The following is a 15603-nucleotide window of genomic DNA, read 5'->3' on the forward strand; positions in this document are numbered from 1 at the left end:
GAACGCGAGGTGGGTGCACTGAGGGCATTGATCATGACTTTGGGTACCAGGGGGGATGTCCAGCCGTTCGTGGCGCTCGCCTGTGGGCTCCGGGAAGTCGGGCACACCGCGGTGCTGGTCGCTCCGAAGCGCTTCGCGGAGTTGATCCACGACGCGGGAGTCGAGTTCCGCGGAGTGGACGACGGCCCGCTGCGGGTACTCGACGGCGGGGCCTCGGTGGGGGAGATCGCCGAAGGCGGGCTGCGCGCGAAAGTGGCTCTGGCGCGTCGGTTGCCCGGGCTCTTCGGGCGTGTGCTGACCGACTGCTGGGACATCGCCAGTGCCGAAGCGCCGGACATCGTCGTGCACAACGGCCAGATCATCGCGGGTCCGCACGTCGCCGAACGGCTCGGCGTTCCCGCCGTGCTCGCACTCCCCATCCCCATGTACGTGCCGACCCGGGCGTTCCCCTGGCCGGGCGTGGCAGTACCGGGATGGTTGCCGCGTTCGCTCAACCGCGCCACGTTCCTCGGCATGAAGGGTCCGGCTCTGGCGTTCGCCCGCACCGTCGACGCCTGGCGCGCCGATCTCGGTCTCCCACGCCGCCCGGGGAGACACAACCCCCTGCGCACTCCGGACGGCGGGACGACTCCCACGCTGCACGCGATCAGCGAGCACGTCGTCGGGAGGCCGTCGGACTGGCCGGATGCCGCGCGGGTCACCGGCTACTGGTTCCACCGCCGCGTCGATTCCGACCTGTCCGGCGAGTTGGTCAACTTTCTGGCAGAGGGCCCAGCTCCGGTTTTCATCGGTTTCGGCAGCATGGCGGGAGCGGACCCGGAAAGCACCACCGCCACGGTCCTGCGCGCGGCCGAATGGGCGGGCGTGCGCGTCATTCTCGGCGCGGCATGGGGAGGGGTGGTGGCACCGCCGTCCTCACCGGACGTGCTGGCGATCGACGAAGCCCCCTTCGACCAGTTGTTCCCGCACGTGGCGGCCGTCGTCCACCACGGCGGCGCGGGCACTGTCGCCGCCGCGGCGGCCGCGGGCCGCCCACAGGTGGTGTGCCCGTTCGTCGGAGACCAGCCCTTCTGGGGCGATCGGCTGCACAGTCTCGGCGTGGCGCCTCCGCCGATTCCCCAGCGCGGCCTCTCCGCCGCCCTGCTGGCCGCCACCATCTCGCGGGCGACGACCGATCCCGACATCGGTCGTCGGTCGGTCGACCTCGGCCGCCGGATCCAGACCGAAGACGGCGTCACCCGCGCCGTCATCGCGCTGGAGGCTGTCGCAGGACGACGACCGTGATCGGAGCTGGTGTCAGGAATCGCGTTCGTAGACGTCCGGGATGCCGTCGGCATCGGCGTCGACCTCTTCGCTCTCGCGGATGCGCCGGTGAACCCGACTGCGCGCGGCCAGCACCGCTGAGGCGCCGATGGCGGCGAGCAGCGAGCCGACGAGGACTGCGACCTTGACGTACTCGCCGCGGTCGCTGTCGGCGCCGAAGGCGAGTTCGCCGATCAGCAGGGAGACGGTGAACCCGATGCCCGCCAGCAGCGAGAGCCCGAGCACATCGGTCCACGACAGGTCCTCGTCCAGCGACGCGCGGGTGAACCGGGACACCAGGTAGGTGGCTCCCAGGATGCCGAACACCTTGCCCGCGATCAGACCGATCACGATGCCCGTCGAGACCGCGTCGGTGAGGGCCGCGCCCAGCCCGCTGAGGCCGCCGACGGCGACACCGGCGGCCATGAATGCGAAGACCGGCACGGCGACGCCTGCGGACAGCGGTCGCACGCGGTGCTCGAAGTGCTCGGCCAACCCCGCGCTCGGGTCTCCCGGACGGGCGCGCACCGGCACCGCGAACCCGAGCAGGACACCGGCGACGGTGGCGTGCACGCCCGAGGCGTGCATGAGCCCCCATGCCGTGAACGCCAGCGGCAGCAGCAGCCACCACGACCGCACGCCGCGGTGGGTCAGGAACCCGAACGCCAGGATCGGCAGCAGGGACAGCGCCAAGGGCAGCACGGCCAGGTCCTGGGTGTAGAACACGGCGATGATCACGATGGCGATCAGGTCGTCGACCACGGCGAGAGTGAGCAGGAACGTCCGCAGCGCGCTGGGCAGGTGTCGGCCGACCACGGCGAGCACGGCCAGCGCGAACGCGATGTCGGTGGCGGTCGGGATCGCCCAGCCGCGTCCGTCGCCGTCGGCGGCGGAGAGGTTGACGGCCAGGTAGATGACGGCGGGAGCGACCACACCGCCGACGGCCGCGGCGATGGGGACGGCGGCGCGTCGCGGGTCGCGGAGGTCGCCCGCGACGAACTCGCGTTTGAGTTCCAGTCCCGCGACGAAGAAGAAGACCGCGAGAAGCCCGTCGGCGGCCCACTTGGCGAGGCTGAGGTCCAGGTGCAGCGCCGCCGGGCCGACCTTGGTGTCCGTGAGCGCGAAGTACGACTCCGACCACGGCGAGTTCGCCCAGACCAACGCGGCGAGCGCCCCGGCCAGCAGCAGTGCCCCGCCAATGGTCTCCTTGCGGAGGATGTCGGCGACACGGCTGGCTTCCGGCCAGGACCCTCGGCTGAAGAGCCGGGGCGTGCTGCGCTCGGTCATCGGATCGCCCTTCGCGGTCGGCGGCACGTGGCGCCGACCAGGCTTCCCGGCATGTCGCCACACCAGGTGGGGACCCGAGACCACCCTACGGGAGCCGCGGAGTTCGTGCCGGCGACACCTCCACCGCCGCGGCGCTCGTGCCGGTAAGGTCGGACCCGGTGAGCCGGGAAGCCTGGTCGGCGTGTTGTTCGTCGACCCGCCGGAGGCCGCAGTGCGCATGGACATCTCCGAATCCGACCCCGTGGCTTCCCGTGCGGCCCGCGAGATTCCCGGCGTCGCACCGGACCTCGTCACGGGCTTCGCCGAGGTTCTGGCTACCGTCAGCAGGACCCGCGGACCGATCGGTGAGGATCACCTTCGGAGCAGGGCCGAGGCGGGGGCCCGGGCGGCGCGCCAGGGCGTGCCGATGTCCGAGGTCATCGATCTCCACCTCAGGGTGACCCGGTTGGCGTGGTCGCAGTTGCCAGGGGTGCGTGAGGCCTCATCGGCCGGACAGGTGCGGCTGTGCGGGGAGGCGGTCCTGCGGGCGCAGGACGCGGCGGTCATGGCGGTGGCCGAGGGGTACCAGTCCGCCCAGCGGTGGTCGGTGCGCCAGGAAGAGGCCTTCCGCAGGGAGTTCGTCGATGATCTGCTCGACGGTCGCAACCTGGGCGACCTGGCCGAGCGCGCCGAGCGTTTTGGCGTGCGGCTCGCGGGCAGCACTGTCGTGACCGCTGTGCGAGCCGACCTCCCACTGGTCGACGGCGGAGACGTCGTCCGGGCGGTCGTGTCGGCTCTGCACGTCCGACCGCTCTACCGCGACGTCCTCGTGACCACGAAGAACGGTCTGTTGGTGTGCGTGGCGCCGGGCACCACGCGCGGGGTTGTCGAGGAGTTCGTCCACCGTGTCGGCGCGGCCATGCCCGCGCACGTCGGCTGGTCCGCGGGCATCGGGGATCGGCAGGCGGGGCCGGGTGGCGTGGTGCGTTCCTTCGAGCAGGCACGGGCCGCCCTCGACATCGCCGAACGCCTCGGCCTGCCCGGCCGCACGCACCGGGCCGGCGATCTGCTCGTCTACCAGGTGCTCAGTCGGGACAGCGCGGCCCTGGCGGATCTCATCTCGGTCGTTCTGCTGCCGCTGCGGACCGTGCGCGGCGGTCCTGGGCCGCTCGTGGACACTCTTGCCGCGTACTTCGCCGCCGGTCAGGTGACCGCGGCCTGCGCCAGGCAGCTCAACGTCGGCGTGCGGACCGTCACCTACCGGCTCAGCCGTGTCCGCGACCTGACCGGCTACTCCGTTGACGACCCCGCCCAGGCGCTGTCGCTGCACATCGCCGTCCTGGGGGTGAAGCTGCTGGGATGGCCGACGGGCGATATGTCCGGCTTTCCGCCTTCCTTGCCGGAAAGCGGCAACCACCGGCCGCCGGACTCGGCCTGAACGCAGTGCTGCGCGCTGGCGGGCTCCCGGCGGATCATTGTTCCCGGCAAGGAGACTCCGTCCGTGCCACACGCCTTGAGGGACTGGTGGAGCGGACATGCCTGCAGTGGCGCGGACGGCGATCGGACCGGTGGTGATCCTCGCGGTCGACCAGCGGGAGACCCGACCACTGCTGTGGGACGGGTGGGCCGAGCGGGTGCTGCCCACCGCCGCGCGCCTGGTGGTCGCCTGCGCGCGCTGGAGGCCGGTCCGCCGAGCGCTGTTCCTCGCCACCGAGCGCAAGGCCCGTGGTTTGTGGGCGGGCGTGCTGTGCCGCAAGCGCTACGTGGACGAGCGGGTCGCGGAGGCTCTCGACCTCGGAGCAGAAGCGGTGCTGGTTCTCGGCGCCGGGCTCGACCCGCTCGGGCTGCGCCTGTGCGCGGTGCCCGTGTTCGAGGTCGACTTCCCGGCCGTCCTCGCCCGGCGGCCCGCACCCGCCGACGCCGACGAGATCGCTGTGCCCGCCGACCTGGAGGCGCGCGACCTCGTCGCCACGCTGGAACGCCACGCCTACCGCGGTGGCCTTCGCACGGTCGTGGTGTGGGAGGGAGTGACCCAGTACCTCACCGCGGAATCCATGCGCGCCACGCTCGCGGACCTGTCGTCCGCCGCACCCGGCAGCGCGCTCGTCTTCACCTACATCCGCCGAGATTTCCTCGACGGCGCGCGCTACTACGGAGCCGAGCGCGCGCACCGCGCGTTCGTCCGCCGCGGCCGGTGGCGCTTCGGCCTGCACCCCGAACAGGTGGCGGCGTTCCTCGCGGAGTACGGGTGGCTGGAGGTGGAGCAGGTGGGGGCCGCCGAACACACCGCCCGGTTCCTGGTGCCCGCGGGCCGTGAGCTGCCGGTGACCGACATCGAGCGGTGCGTCTACGCCGTCAAGGTGTGAGGTGGCTGGCGACCGCGGCCGGCACGTCGGTGCTGCTCGCGCGCCGCAGCGCCTCGGCCGGGAGGACATCCTTGCCGACGAGGGCGGCATGGACGGCGGCGGTGAAGTCCCACCAGCGTACGAGAAGGAATGGGCACAGTGCGTGATCGTCGCGACACGCTGCGGCACCACGTCGGGCGGATCGGCGAACGAGGGGGATCGGTGATCGAGGTCGAGGGTTTGACCTTCCGCTACGGCGCGGGGGAACCCGCGGTGCGGGGCGTGGGCTTCTCCGTCGGCGCGGGGGAGATCTTCGGATTCCTGGGCCCGAGCGGCGCGGGCAAGAGCACCACCCAGAAGGTTCTGATCGGCCTGCTGCGGCCCTATGAGGGCGACGTGCGTGTGCTCGGGCAGGATCTGCGCTCCTACGGCCCGGAGTACTACGAGCGCATCGGCGTCGGGTTCGAGCTGCCCAACCACTTCGTGAAGCTTTCCGCCATCGAGAACCTGCGGTTCTTCGCCTCGTTCTACCGCTCCGCAGCGGACCCGATGGACCTGCTCGCCCGAGTCGGGCTCGAAGAGCGCGCGACGCAGCGGGTCGAGGGCTTCTCCAAGGGCATGACGATGCGGCTCAACTTCGTGCGGGCGCTGCTGCACGACCCGGACGTGCTGTTCTTGGACGAGCCCACCAGCGGCCTCGACCCGGCGAACGCGCGAGCGCTGAAGGACATGGTGGTCGAGCAGCGCGAGCGCGGGAAGTGCATCGTGCTCACCACCCACAACATGCTCGACGCCGACGAGCTCTGCGACCGCGTCGCCTTCCTCGTGGACGGTCGCGTCGAGCGTCTCGGCACCCCGGCCGAACTCAAGGCCGACGTCGAGGAACGGGCCGTGCGGGTGGAGTACCGCGACGGGGGAGCGGTGGCGTCGGCGACCTTCGGCCTGGACGGCCTGGGCGGCGACGAGCGCTTCCTGGCACTGCTGCGCGAGCGCGACATCGTCTCGGTGCACTCGCAGGAGCAGACGCTGGAGGACGTGTTCCTCACCGCCACCGGGCGCAGGCTCTCGTGAGCGCCGAACTCGGCGAGCGCACTCGCGCCGACGGGGCGGCCGTCCTGGCGGGGGCCGTGCTGTGGGACCTGCGGCTGCAGGCGCGCTACCAGATCCTCACCGTCGCCGCGGCGATCACCGCGCTCTACTGCGTGGTCTTCCAGTTGGTGCCCGAGTCGGTCCTGGACCGGCTCACGGTGGTGCTCATCTTCTCCGACCCCACCACGATCGGGTTCCTCTTCGTCGGGGTCCTGGTGCTCTTCGAGCGCGGCGCGGGCACGCTGCAGGCCGTCATCGTCTCGCCGCTCTCACCTGGCCAGTACCTGTGGTCCAAGGCGCTGTCGCTGACGGCGGTGGCCGTGGTGTGCGCGGTCGTGATGGCCGTGGTCGGCCAGCGCGGGTTCGGGTTCGACATCGCCTTGATCGTGGTGGCGACCGCGCTGACCTCCGTGCTGCTCGTGCTGATCGGGTTCAGCGCTGTGGTCCGGGTGCGCAGCGTCAACGCCTACCTGGTCATCGTGCCGCTGTTCCTGCTCCCGCTGATCCTGCCGCTGCTGCCCGTGCTCGGCCTGGTCGAGTCGCCCGCCTTCTACCTCATCCCCACGACCGGATCGGTGGTGCTGCTCGACGCCGCGGTGGCGGACCGGCCCCTGTGGGAGATCGGCTACGGCGTCGGCGTGCTCCTGGTGGCCATCGCACTCGCGCACCGCTGGGCGTTGGCCTCGTTCGAACAGCGCGTGCGCAGGACAGGAGGCTGAGCGTGGGCGCCAAGACGACCCTGCTGCGCAACGATGTGCGCAACGCCCTGCGGGACCGGACCATCGGGGCGCTGTTCTTCGTCCCCCTCATCTTCCTGGTGCTGCTGCGCTTCGGCTTCCCGCTGCTGCGCGAGCACGTCCCGGCGGTGGCCGACCACGGCGACGTCGCGCTGAGCCTCTTCTGCGGCATCGCCGCGACGTTCCCGGCGTTCATGATGGCCTTCCTCATGCTCGACGAACGCGACCAGAACGTCACCACGGTCATGCGCGTGCTGCCCGTGCGCTGGTCCAGCCTCATCGCCTCCCGCGCGGTCGCGGTGACCGCGGTGGGAGCGATCAACTGCACGGTGCTCGTCTTCGGCTCCGGGCTCAACCCGCACCCGGTGCCGCAGGCGCTGCTGCTCGCCCTGCTGTGCGCCTTGGTCGCGCCGACGGCACTGCTCATCGCCGTGTCCCTGGCAAGCACCAAGATCGAGGGACTGACCCTCTTCAAAGGCCTGTTCTTCGTCCTCTTCCTCGCCGCCGCCGCGCAGGCCGTGGACTCCGGCTGGCGCTACGTCCTCGCCGTCGTCCCACCCTTCTGGACCTACAGCGCCGTCACCTCGTCCTCCGCGCTGCCGTTCCTCCTCGTCGTCGGGATCTCCCTGGCCGTGCACGCCATCGTGCTCGCCCTCGCGGCATCGCGGGTGGCCAGGGGGCCGGCGTGACCCGATTCCCCGCAGGCCGCCGAGGCAGGACGACGATGGCGAAGAACACCGACACCAAGCAGCGCATACTCGACGCCGCCCGTGAACTGTTCATCAGCAAGGGAGTCGTCAAGACCAGCATGGAAGGAGATCGCCGCACGGCTCGGCATCTCCAAGCCCGCCCTCTGCTACCACTCCTCGTCGCGGGACGACATCACCCTGCAGTTCCCCGAACGACTGCGCCACTCGGCCACATGAGGCCCGCAAGGTGCGCACACTGGGCCGAGTGGTGACCACCCACAGGCGCGGCGAGCTGCGGATCTACCTCGGGGCCGCCCCCGGCGTCGGCAAGACCTTCGCGCTGCTGGCGGAGGCGGGCAGACGAGCGGGGAGGGGCACCGACATCGTGGTCGGCCACGCCGACCCCCGCGGCAGGCCCCGCTCGACACCGTCCCGGACGAGGTCATCCGCCGGGACTCGCACACCGCGGGTGCAACACCCGCAAGGGAGCGGTCAAGGTCACCATCACCTGGCCAGACCACCTACACGTCGCCGACCCCGCCCCACTGATCACCGTCGCGACCCGCCTGGAGCGCAAGGGCGGCCGAGAACTGGTCGCCCGCCGCCCAACCCGACAGGACGCGCGCGAAGCAGCGGACTGGCTGGTGGACCGCTTCTCCCGGCTGGTACCCGACCTACCGGCAGCCGCGACGATCGAGCCCGGGGGCGGCCAGTTCCTGATCATCCTGGTCGCGGGCCGGTAGTCCCGTAGGGTTGTCTCGCCGTCGATTGTGGCGAGGCACTCGCGTGTTGCACGGCGTTACGCTCTTGCCCCGACGGAGGCCCGCACCGGCCGGTGCAGGTGGATCGATCGGACTGCCGTCTCAGACGATGCGGGTTCTCCTCGGTGTGTCCTCACCTCCGCTCGCGGTAGAGCCAGAGCAGAACGGCGGCGGCGCCGGTGCTCTTCTGCCAGGCACCCGCCGCTGGCGCACTACCAACCAAAGGTGGGCTCCGCGACCTCAAGTTGAGCGTGCGCCGGTCTTCACTGTTTGCCGTGGCTGTCGAGTCCTCGGTCGTCGTACCAGGTGGGCATCGAGCCTGCTTGTGTGCAGTTGCACACCAGTGCCGTCCTGGAGTGTCGCGGTGGTGAGTGATGGTGTTTCGCGTCGGTTGTGATGGGAGGACGCGATGAGTGCGAGTTCGGGGGACTGGGAAGAGTTCTTCACCGCGTTGGAGCGACTCGGGTCGCTGGTGGCTGAAGTGCGGGACGAGGATGGGCGTCGCGTGTGGTGCAGCGCGGATGACGCGGAGATCGAGGTGGACTGGACGGGCGCGGTCGCCGCGGCCGGGGCCAGGGTGTTGCGGGGTGGCGACGCGGAGGAGGTGGAGGTCAGCGCTCGAAAGCGCACTGGAGGTCGGGGGTGGGCCGAGGTGCGGATCTTTGGGATCGACGGCGTGGGACCTGGCAGGTTGGTGGGGTGCTCGGTGCGGGACGTGACCGAGCGGCGCTTCGCTGAGGAGCAGGTGGGCCTGTTGTTGGACCGCTTGCCGGTCGTCTTCACTGTCACCGACGCCGATGGCTGGGTGCGGGCGGTGACCCGGTCGACGCTCTTCAGTCCACGGTTCGAGGAGGGCGGGCTGGACCAGCTGGTGCCGCCCGGCCACCCTGCCAGGGAAGAAGTGATGCGCGTTTTCCACGCTGCGCTGGGTGGCGAGGCCGCCGCCGGTCGATACCTGTGGCAGGGGCGTTGGACGCAGGGGTATGCGGTCCCGCACTGGTGTGGCGATCAGGTGGTCGGAGTGCTCGGTGTCGCCATCGACGTGCACGACTTGGTCACTGCCGAACGCGCGAGAACTGCGGCGGAGGCGCGGTTTCGCCTCTTCATGGATCGCTCACCCGCCACGGCGGCCATCCGCGACGGGCGGGGGGACTACATCTGGGTCAACGAGGCAGCCCGCCGCGCCTACCAGGTGCCCGCGTCGGTGCGGCCCCCCTTCGCCGCCGGCGCGGCTTTCGGTTCTCACGTCGCCGGGGTGATGGACGCGATGCACGCCCGGCTCAAGCGGACAGGCGGTTCGGAGACGAAGGTGTGGCGAATCCCGCTGGAGCGCGGCGAGGTGCACATCTTCGGGCACCGCTTCGCGTTCCACGACGCCGAGGGCCGCTACCTGGAGGGCAATATCGGCTTGGACGTGACCGAGCGCGTCCTGGCCAACAAGGAGGCGGTGCGGTGGCGCGACCGTTACCAAGTTCTGTTCGACAGGGCCCCGATGCCGATGGTGGTGCTGTCTTCGACCGGTGTCGTGCTCGACGCGAACCCTGCCCTGTGCGAACTGTTCGCCGCCCGGCTCTCGCAACTGCGGGGCCGGGCGATCGCGGACTTCCACGAGCCGGACGAAGCGACCGATGCCGCCGAGCGTCTCGCCGAGCTGGTGTCCGGGGTATCTCGGGTCGTCAGGTTCACAAGGGCCTACCGAACCCGGGATGGGAGCGCCGTCACCGCTGTCGTCACGTGCGTGTTGGTGCCTGGCGAGGACGATGCGCCATCGGTGGTGGCGATCCTGAGACCTGAGTCAACCCGGGTCGAGGGACCAAGATCGATCCTGCTGAGCGGGAACGAGGTCGCTGCACTCGAGAGCAAAGCGCTCGGCCTGTCCAACGACGACATTGGGGAACGGCTGCGAATCTCGCGGCGGGGTGTCGACTACCAACTGCGCGGGATCGCCCGCAAGTTCCGCTGCGCCAACTCCGGGGCGCTGTTGGTCGCCACGGCCTACCACCTCGGAGTCCTCGACTCGCTCCAGTGGCCGCCGCGGGTGCGGGTGCGGTTCCGGGTGGACGTGGAAGAAGGGGAGGCTCCGCGGCAGAGCCTCCCCTTCGCTCAGTAGCAGGCGACGGGATCCGTGCGACCGATCCCGGAGATGTACACGCATCCGTTGACGGGGTTGACCGCCATTGTGTATCGGCGCGTCAAGATCCGACCAGGAAGGATCTCGTAGCCACCGGTTGCCTCGTCTGCGCGGTTAGGGTCCTGGTTGTATGCGGCGTAAACCTTCACGGCTCCCTGTGCGGGTGTCGTGTCTTGTCTGACGTAGTTGACGTCGAACTGGCATGAGGTGTAGATCGGGGCCGAGGTCGGTGTGTTGATCGGGTCGGACTGGTTGATGCAATCGCCGATCAAGAAGTTCCCGTACTGGCTGGCAGAGACGTAGCGATGCGACCGCGAGGAGGCGTTGAACCACGCCACCTTTGCTGACGGGTTCGCGTTCGGGTATCCGCGGCAGAAGCTGTGGTGCAGAACTAGTGTGTACATCGAATCGTCGTCCCTCCAGGCGCCGTAGACCGGGATGGCCGTACGGAACGGCTGGTAGTAGGAGAAGTCCACACACTTGGTCGCCGTGAATCCGGCCGGGTTCGCGCTAGCTTGGGATGTGCTTCCGAGTAGGGGAAGCAAGGTCGTCGTGGCCACCACCACCACAGCACTGACCCAGTTCTTCATGGCTTTCCCTTCAGGTCTGCAGGTGGTCTTGCCTGGTGAAGATCGAGATGTCCTTCACGGCGACCGTCGCGGCGATGTGTCGCCCGGTGCAGCGCACCGCGGCCACCGACGCTGGTGCGGGCCACTCGACCACAACCGAGCCCGTCCGGTAGATCTCCCCATAGGTGCGCCCGTAGTAGGTGTTCTCCCAGGTCGTCTTGTTCCACACCTCGGTCCCTGACGCATCGGTCCCGATGCACTTGAGGTAGAGGCCAACCTGGGGCGCGCTCTCCCGACCGGTGCAGCCACTCACGAGGTCCGTCCGAGCCACCACCTGGTAGGCCGTGGTGACCTGGAACGGAACCCGGTGCACGACAGCGGCGCCGTGGATCGAGCAGTTCTCGTACGGCGAACCCGCCACCCAGTCATATCGGGTCTGCTGTGTCGCCGAAGCAGGTGACACCACCGCGACCGCCGACATCAAGGCCAGCAACCATGCCCAACGAAACGCTCTCACAACCACCTCCTCGATCAGGACGGGCACCCCGCGGGCCTTCGCCCCGTCCGTGAGGTGAGGCTCTCAATCCGCCGCGGCTGTGGAGAGACCAGTTGAGGTGCATCTGCACATCCGCGCCGTCGTCTCGTCGCGATCGGAGCCATGATCGACCTGGCCACCCTCACCCTCTGGGTCTGAGGACACGCCTTAGATCGACGCGTGGGAAACCCCGAGGTTGTCCCCCTGGTGTCGACCACCCGCCCGGCCGACACGGTGGAGTCCGTCAGCCCGCGATCCTGCCGAACAGGTGCGCGGCGGGGGCGTTCGGGTCGTCGCCGTAGAAGAACTCTGTGAGCGCTTGGTGGAACTCGGCGCGATTGAGGCCGCCTGAGCCGTCGAGGTCCAGCGCCTCGAAGACCTCGGTGCTGTCCTGCGGGGACACGTTGCCCGCCAGGCCGAAGATCTCCCCGAACTCCGCCTGGTCGACCCGGTCGTCACCGTCGAGGTCGATCATGTCGAAGTAGCAGTCGGCCACCGGTCCGACCTGCTGCGGGTACAGGGCGGGGTCCGCCAGCGCCCGGCGGAACCCCTCGGTCATCTCCCGCAGGTCGACCTTTCCGTCACCGTCCTGGTCCATCGGCGCGATCACGTTGGCCCAGAACGCCTCCAGCCCGTCGGTCAGCCTGCGGGCGGTCTCGGACTCCGACGCCGCGTCGCGGGCCGCGATGTAGCGCTCACCCATCAACCGGACATCGTCGCGGGAGATCACCCCGTCGCCGTCGACGTCCGCGCCGTTGAACCACTGCCGGTACTTGAGATCCTGAACTCCAGTCATGGCCGCGCAACGTAGTCACCCGACGGCGAAGTATCCACGCGACGCGACCACGGCGAAGATCAAAACACTCGTTCGGGTGATGTGCCACCGATCTGGACCGGCACGGCGGCCGTGGGGACCGTCAACTCGGCGGCGTGATGCGCGGTGGTGCGAAGGCGAGCACGTCGGGCGGGGTGCCGTCGTAGGGCTCGACGTCGACGAGTGCGCTGAGGGCGCTCGGTCCTTGGGACAGGCGCGAGCACGGTCGATCCGCTGTGAGGACGTTCGGGTTGCCGTGGCGGTCCATCGTCCCGCTCTGGCCTGGCCGGACCGGGTCCCACCACGCTCCCGTGGCGAGCTGCACGACGCCCGGCATGAGGTCGTCGGACAGGATCACGCCTGCCAGGCAGCTGCCTCGGTCGTTGTGCACGCGCACGATCATGCCGTTCTGGATGCCGCGCGCCGCGGCGTCCGCCGGGTTCATCGTCAAGGGCTCGCGGCCCCGGATCTTCGACCCGAGGCTGTGGCCACCGTTGTCGTACTGGCTGTGCAGGCGGGAGGCGGGCTGGTTGGAGATCAGGTGCAGCGGGAAGCGGTCGGACAGGTCGGCGCGGAGCCACTCCGCGGGCTCGAACCACGTCGGGTGCCCGGCGCAGTCGTCGTAGCCGAACGAGTCGATCGCCGCCGAGAAGATCTCGATGCGGCCCGACGGCGTCGCCAGGGGGAAGCGCCCCGGGTCCGCGCGCAGGTCCGCCAGATCGCCGGGGAACGGGCCGGTCAACGGCGGCAGCGCGGCGGTGGAGATCCGCCAGAAGTCGTCGAAGCCCGGTAGGGCGTCGTCTCCGAGCTCCGCCCTCGTCCGCTCGTAGAGGTGCCGGACCCACTCGCTCTCCGAGCGCGACTCCGTGAACTCCGCCTCGAACCCCAGCCGGGCGGCCAAGGCGGCGAAGATCTGGTGATCGGTGCGCGACTCACCGGCGGGCTCGCGGACCTTCGGCATCGCGACGAGGTGGGGGTCGGAGAAGCCGGCGGCGAAGTCGTCGCGCTCCAGGCCGGTGGCCACGGGGAGGACGATGTCGGCGAACTTGGCCGTGGTGTTCCACCAGGCCTCGTGGACCACCACGGTGTCGGGAACCTGCCAAGCGCGGCTCAACCGATGGAGGTCTTGGTGGTGGTGGAACGGGTTCCCGCCGCACCAGTAGATCAGGCGCAGCTCCGGCAGCGTGAGGCGTGCGCCGTCGTAGTCGATGAACTCGCCCGGGTGCAGCAGGGTGTCGGCGATCCTGGCGACCGGGATGAAATCCGCCACCGGGTTGGGCACCGCCGGGATCGTCGCCACGGAGACCCGGCCCCTGGCGACGCCCGTCGCGTCCATCGTCGCGTAACCCGCGCCCCAGCCGCCGCCGGGCCGCCCCATCGACCCCGCCATCGCGGCCAGCACCACCGACATCCAGATCGGCTGTTCGCCGTGGTCCGCCCGCTGCACCGCGTAGTTGACCATGATGACGGAACGCTTGCTGGTGAGCCTGCGGGCGAGGTCGGTGATCGCCTCGGCGTCGATGCCGGTGATCCCCGCGGCCCAGGCCGCGTCCTTGCGCACTCCGTCGACCTCGCCGACCAGGTAGGCGGCGAAGCGGTCGAACCCTACGCAGCACCGGCTGAGGAAGTCCTCGTCGTGCCACCCGTTGACCAGCATCGTGTGCGCGATGCCGAGCATCGCGGCGGTGTCGGTGTTGGGGATGACGGGCAGCCACTCGGCGTCGAGGAAGCCGGCGGCATCGCCGCGGATGGGGCTGACGTTCACGAACCGCACCCCGGCCTCGCGGCACCGGCGTTGCAGGTCCTGGGTCTGGTGCTTGGCCAACCCGCCGGGGTTGATCTGGCTGTTCTTGAGCGCCAGCCCGCCGAACGCCACCACCAGCTCGCCGTTCTCGGCTATCTCGTCCCACATCGGCATCCGGCTCTGGTAGCTCCACGGATGTCCGCCGATCACGTGGGGGAGGATGACCTCCAGCGCCGCGGTGCTGTAGGTGTTGCGCGAGTCGGTGAACCCCCCGCCCAGCGCCAGGAACCGGTGGAGCTGCCCTTGCGCGTGGTGGAACCGACCCGCGCTCGCCCACCCGTAGGAACCGCCGAACACCGCGCCGTCCCCGTGCCTCGACCGGACCCGGCGCAGCTCCTCGCTCACCAGCGTGATGGCCTCGTCCCAACCCACCTCCACGAACGCGTCCGAGCCCCTGGCCCCGCCGTCAACCCGCGGCGTGCCGTCCAACCACCCCTTGCGCACCGCGGGCCGCAACACACGAGCACTGTCCTCGGCGGCGGTCACCATCCCAGGCGCGATGGACGACGGCGCGGGGTCGTCCGGCCTCGGCTCGATGCGCACCAGCCGACCGGAATCGACCACGGCTACAAAACTGCCCCAGTGCGTGGCGACCGACATGCGTCGTTCCATGACCCACCAACTCCGCCTCTGAAGTTTCCGACCTCTGGCAACAGCTGCTCGCGTTGTAAGGCGATGTCTCCCAGGGAACCCGCGGTCCGACGCGCGGGAAGGCCGATGTCCGGCTGCGCGAGCGGGAGGCCTCGCGCGGGATCGCTCATCTGCGGAGTCTCCGTCCGCCGTGCGGTGCTGCTCGTAGTGGGCGGTATAGCACCCACGGTAACGGCGACCGAGGCGAAGGAGAAGACGACACGGAACACCATCTCGGTTCCGCCCCGCCGCGATCGCCCGGTCCCCGTTGCCCTCCGGGTAATCACCGAAGATGCGGCGCACGACCGGGGCCAGTTCCTCGTCCAACGCCAGCACCCGCAGCCGAAAGCCCTCCGCCGCTTTCCGGGGATTCGGGTGCGGACCGGCGTCGACCACCTCGTACCCGAACGGCGTCCGCCCGCCCTGGTGGCGTCCCTCGTTGAGCACCTGCGCATCCATCGCCGCCCGCACCCGCGCCTGAACGTGCTGACGCTCGGACTCGCTCATGGTTGCCGAACCAGCACCGCGTCCCCTCACCGACCACCACGGCGCTCCAAGTCCGGCGCACGGGCGACCGGATGTTGTTGACGACCTCTGGCAGCAGACCGCGCTCGACATGCTCCAGCAGTGGGAACGCGGTCCCCTGCCGCCCGAGAAGGCCGAGCGGCTGCTGTTCACCATCGCCTGGCGCCCGGGTGCGCGCAGAGTGGTGCCCCGCCGACGAGCACCGCTTCGACGCCGTGACCGGGCTCCGGCTGTGAGCCGCTGGCCACTGGCCCTGCCGTACCTGGTCGGGTCCGCCCTGCGCCCTGATCGCCGCGATCGCCGTACCGCTGCGCCTGGCACTCGCCGTCGGCGCGGCCCTGCTGCTGGCCAGGCGCCGCCCCGGCGCTTCCATCGGCCGGGCCGCCGCCTACCTGCCGTCGGTCAT

General features: G+C 70.1%; 13 protein-coding genes and 2 pseudogenes. 10 read left to right on the forward strand and 5 right to left on the reverse strand.

Translation table 11 applies throughout. The features are described 5' to 3' along the window. Window positions 1-9 precede the first annotated feature (9 nt). Window positions 10-1284: a glycosyltransferase gene (locus tag ACFPM7_RS29595; RefSeq protein WP_378251136.1), complete on the forward strand. Its 1275-nt coding sequence runs from the start codon at window positions 10-12 to the stop codon at window positions 1282-1284. Window positions 1285-1296: 12 nt separating this feature from the next. Here the strand turns inward: ACFPM7_RS29595 and nhaA are convergent, their stop codons facing one another. Further along, on the reverse strand, window positions 1297-2589 hold the full coding sequence (gene nhaA / locus ACFPM7_RS29600; protein WP_378251137.1) for a Na+/H+ antiporter NhaA: 1293 nt from the start codon (window positions 2587-2589) through the stop codon (window positions 1297-1299). Here nhaA and ACFPM7_RS29605 point away from each other — a divergent pair. The 9 genes and pseudogenes from ACFPM7_RS29605 (at window position 2573) to ACFPM7_RS29645 (ending at window position 10299) form a co-directional block, all read left to right on the forward strand. Beyond that, window positions 2573-4006: a PucR family transcriptional regulator gene (locus ACFPM7_RS29605; protein WP_378251138.1), complete on the forward strand. Its 1434-nt coding sequence runs from the start codon at window positions 2573-2575 to the stop codon at window positions 4004-4006. The two genes, nhaA and ACFPM7_RS29605, sit on opposite strands and share 17 nt — an antisense overlap. Before the next feature lie 97 nt (window positions 4007-4103). Next, window positions 4104-4934 (forward strand): class I SAM-dependent methyltransferase, encoded by an 831-nt coding sequence (locus tag ACFPM7_RS29610; RefSeq protein ID WP_378251139.1) that lies wholly within the window; start codon window positions 4104-4106, stop codon window positions 4932-4934. 1 nt (window position 4935) lies between these two features. Then, complete coding sequence (locus ACFPM7_RS29615; protein WP_378251140.1) at window positions 4936-5139, forward strand: hypothetical protein; 204 nt, start codon at window positions 4936-4938, stop codon at window positions 5137-5139. Next, entirely contained in the window at window positions 5136-5984 is an 849-nt protein-coding gene (locus tag ACFPM7_RS29620; RefSeq protein ID WP_378251141.1) for an ABC transporter ATP-binding protein, read from the forward strand. Before ACFPM7_RS29615 ends, ACFPM7_RS29620 begins: the two co-directional genes overlap by 4 nt. Continuing rightward, a complete protein-coding gene (locus ACFPM7_RS29625; RefSeq protein ID WP_378251142.1) occupies window positions 5981-6721 on the forward strand; it encodes a fluoroquinolone export ABC transporter permease subunit in 741 nt (246 codons plus the stop codon). The genes ACFPM7_RS29620 and ACFPM7_RS29625 overlap by 4 nt, the downstream gene beginning before the upstream one ends. A 2-nt stretch (window positions 6722-6723) precedes the next feature. Beyond that, complete coding sequence (locus tag ACFPM7_RS29630; protein ID WP_378251143.1) at window positions 6724-7428, forward strand: hypothetical protein; 705 nt, start codon at window positions 6724-6726, stop codon at window positions 7426-7428. A gap of 256 nt (window positions 7429-7684) precedes the next feature. Next, window positions 7685-7852, forward strand: a pseudogene (locus tag ACFPM7_RS29635) (sensor histidine kinase KdpD); the annotation flags it as partial. A gap of 31 nt (window positions 7853-7883) precedes the next feature. Next, window positions 7884-8171: pseudogene (locus tag ACFPM7_RS29640) on the forward strand (hypothetical protein); the annotation flags it as partial. Between the two features lie 427 nt (window positions 8172-8598). Further along, window positions 8599-10299, forward strand: a complete 1701-nt coding sequence (locus ACFPM7_RS29645) for a PAS domain S-box protein (RefSeq protein WP_378251144.1) — start codon at window positions 8599-8601, stop codon at window positions 10297-10299. On the opposite strand, the gene ACFPM7_RS29650 is transcribed toward ACFPM7_RS29645, so the two are convergent. From ACFPM7_RS29650 to ACFPM7_RS29665, 4 genes are all read right to left on the reverse strand, one after another. Then, window positions 10293-10910, reverse strand: coding sequence for a hypothetical protein (locus tag ACFPM7_RS29650; protein WP_378251145.1), 618 nt, complete (start codon window positions 10908-10910; stop codon window positions 10293-10295). The two genes, ACFPM7_RS29645 and ACFPM7_RS29650, sit on opposite strands and share 7 nt — an antisense overlap. A 10-nt stretch (window positions 10911-10920) precedes the next feature. After that, window positions 10921-11433 (reverse strand): hypothetical protein, encoded by a 513-nt coding sequence (locus ACFPM7_RS29655; protein ID WP_378251146.1) that lies wholly within the window; start codon window positions 11431-11433, stop codon window positions 10921-10923. Between the two features lie 235 nt (window positions 11434-11668). Further along, window positions 11669-12220 carry an EF-hand domain-containing protein gene (locus ACFPM7_RS29660; RefSeq protein ID WP_378251147.1) on the reverse strand — a complete coding sequence of 184 codons (552 nt, stop codon included), beginning with the start codon at window positions 12218-12220 and terminating at the stop codon, window positions 11669-11671. 121 nt (window positions 12221-12341) lie between these two features. After that, the gene (locus ACFPM7_RS29665; protein WP_378251148.1) at window positions 12342-14654 is read right to left on the reverse strand and encodes a molybdopterin-dependent oxidoreductase; all 2313 of its coding nucleotides are present in this window, start codon (window positions 14652-14654) and stop codon (window positions 12342-12344) included. Window positions 14655-15603: the final 949 nt, after the last annotated feature.

The sequence above is a fragment of the Actinokineospora guangxiensis genome (assembly GCF_042657845.1).
Classification (GTDB): Bacteria; Actinomycetota; Actinomycetes; order Mycobacteriales; family Pseudonocardiaceae; genus Actinokineospora; species Actinokineospora guangxiensis.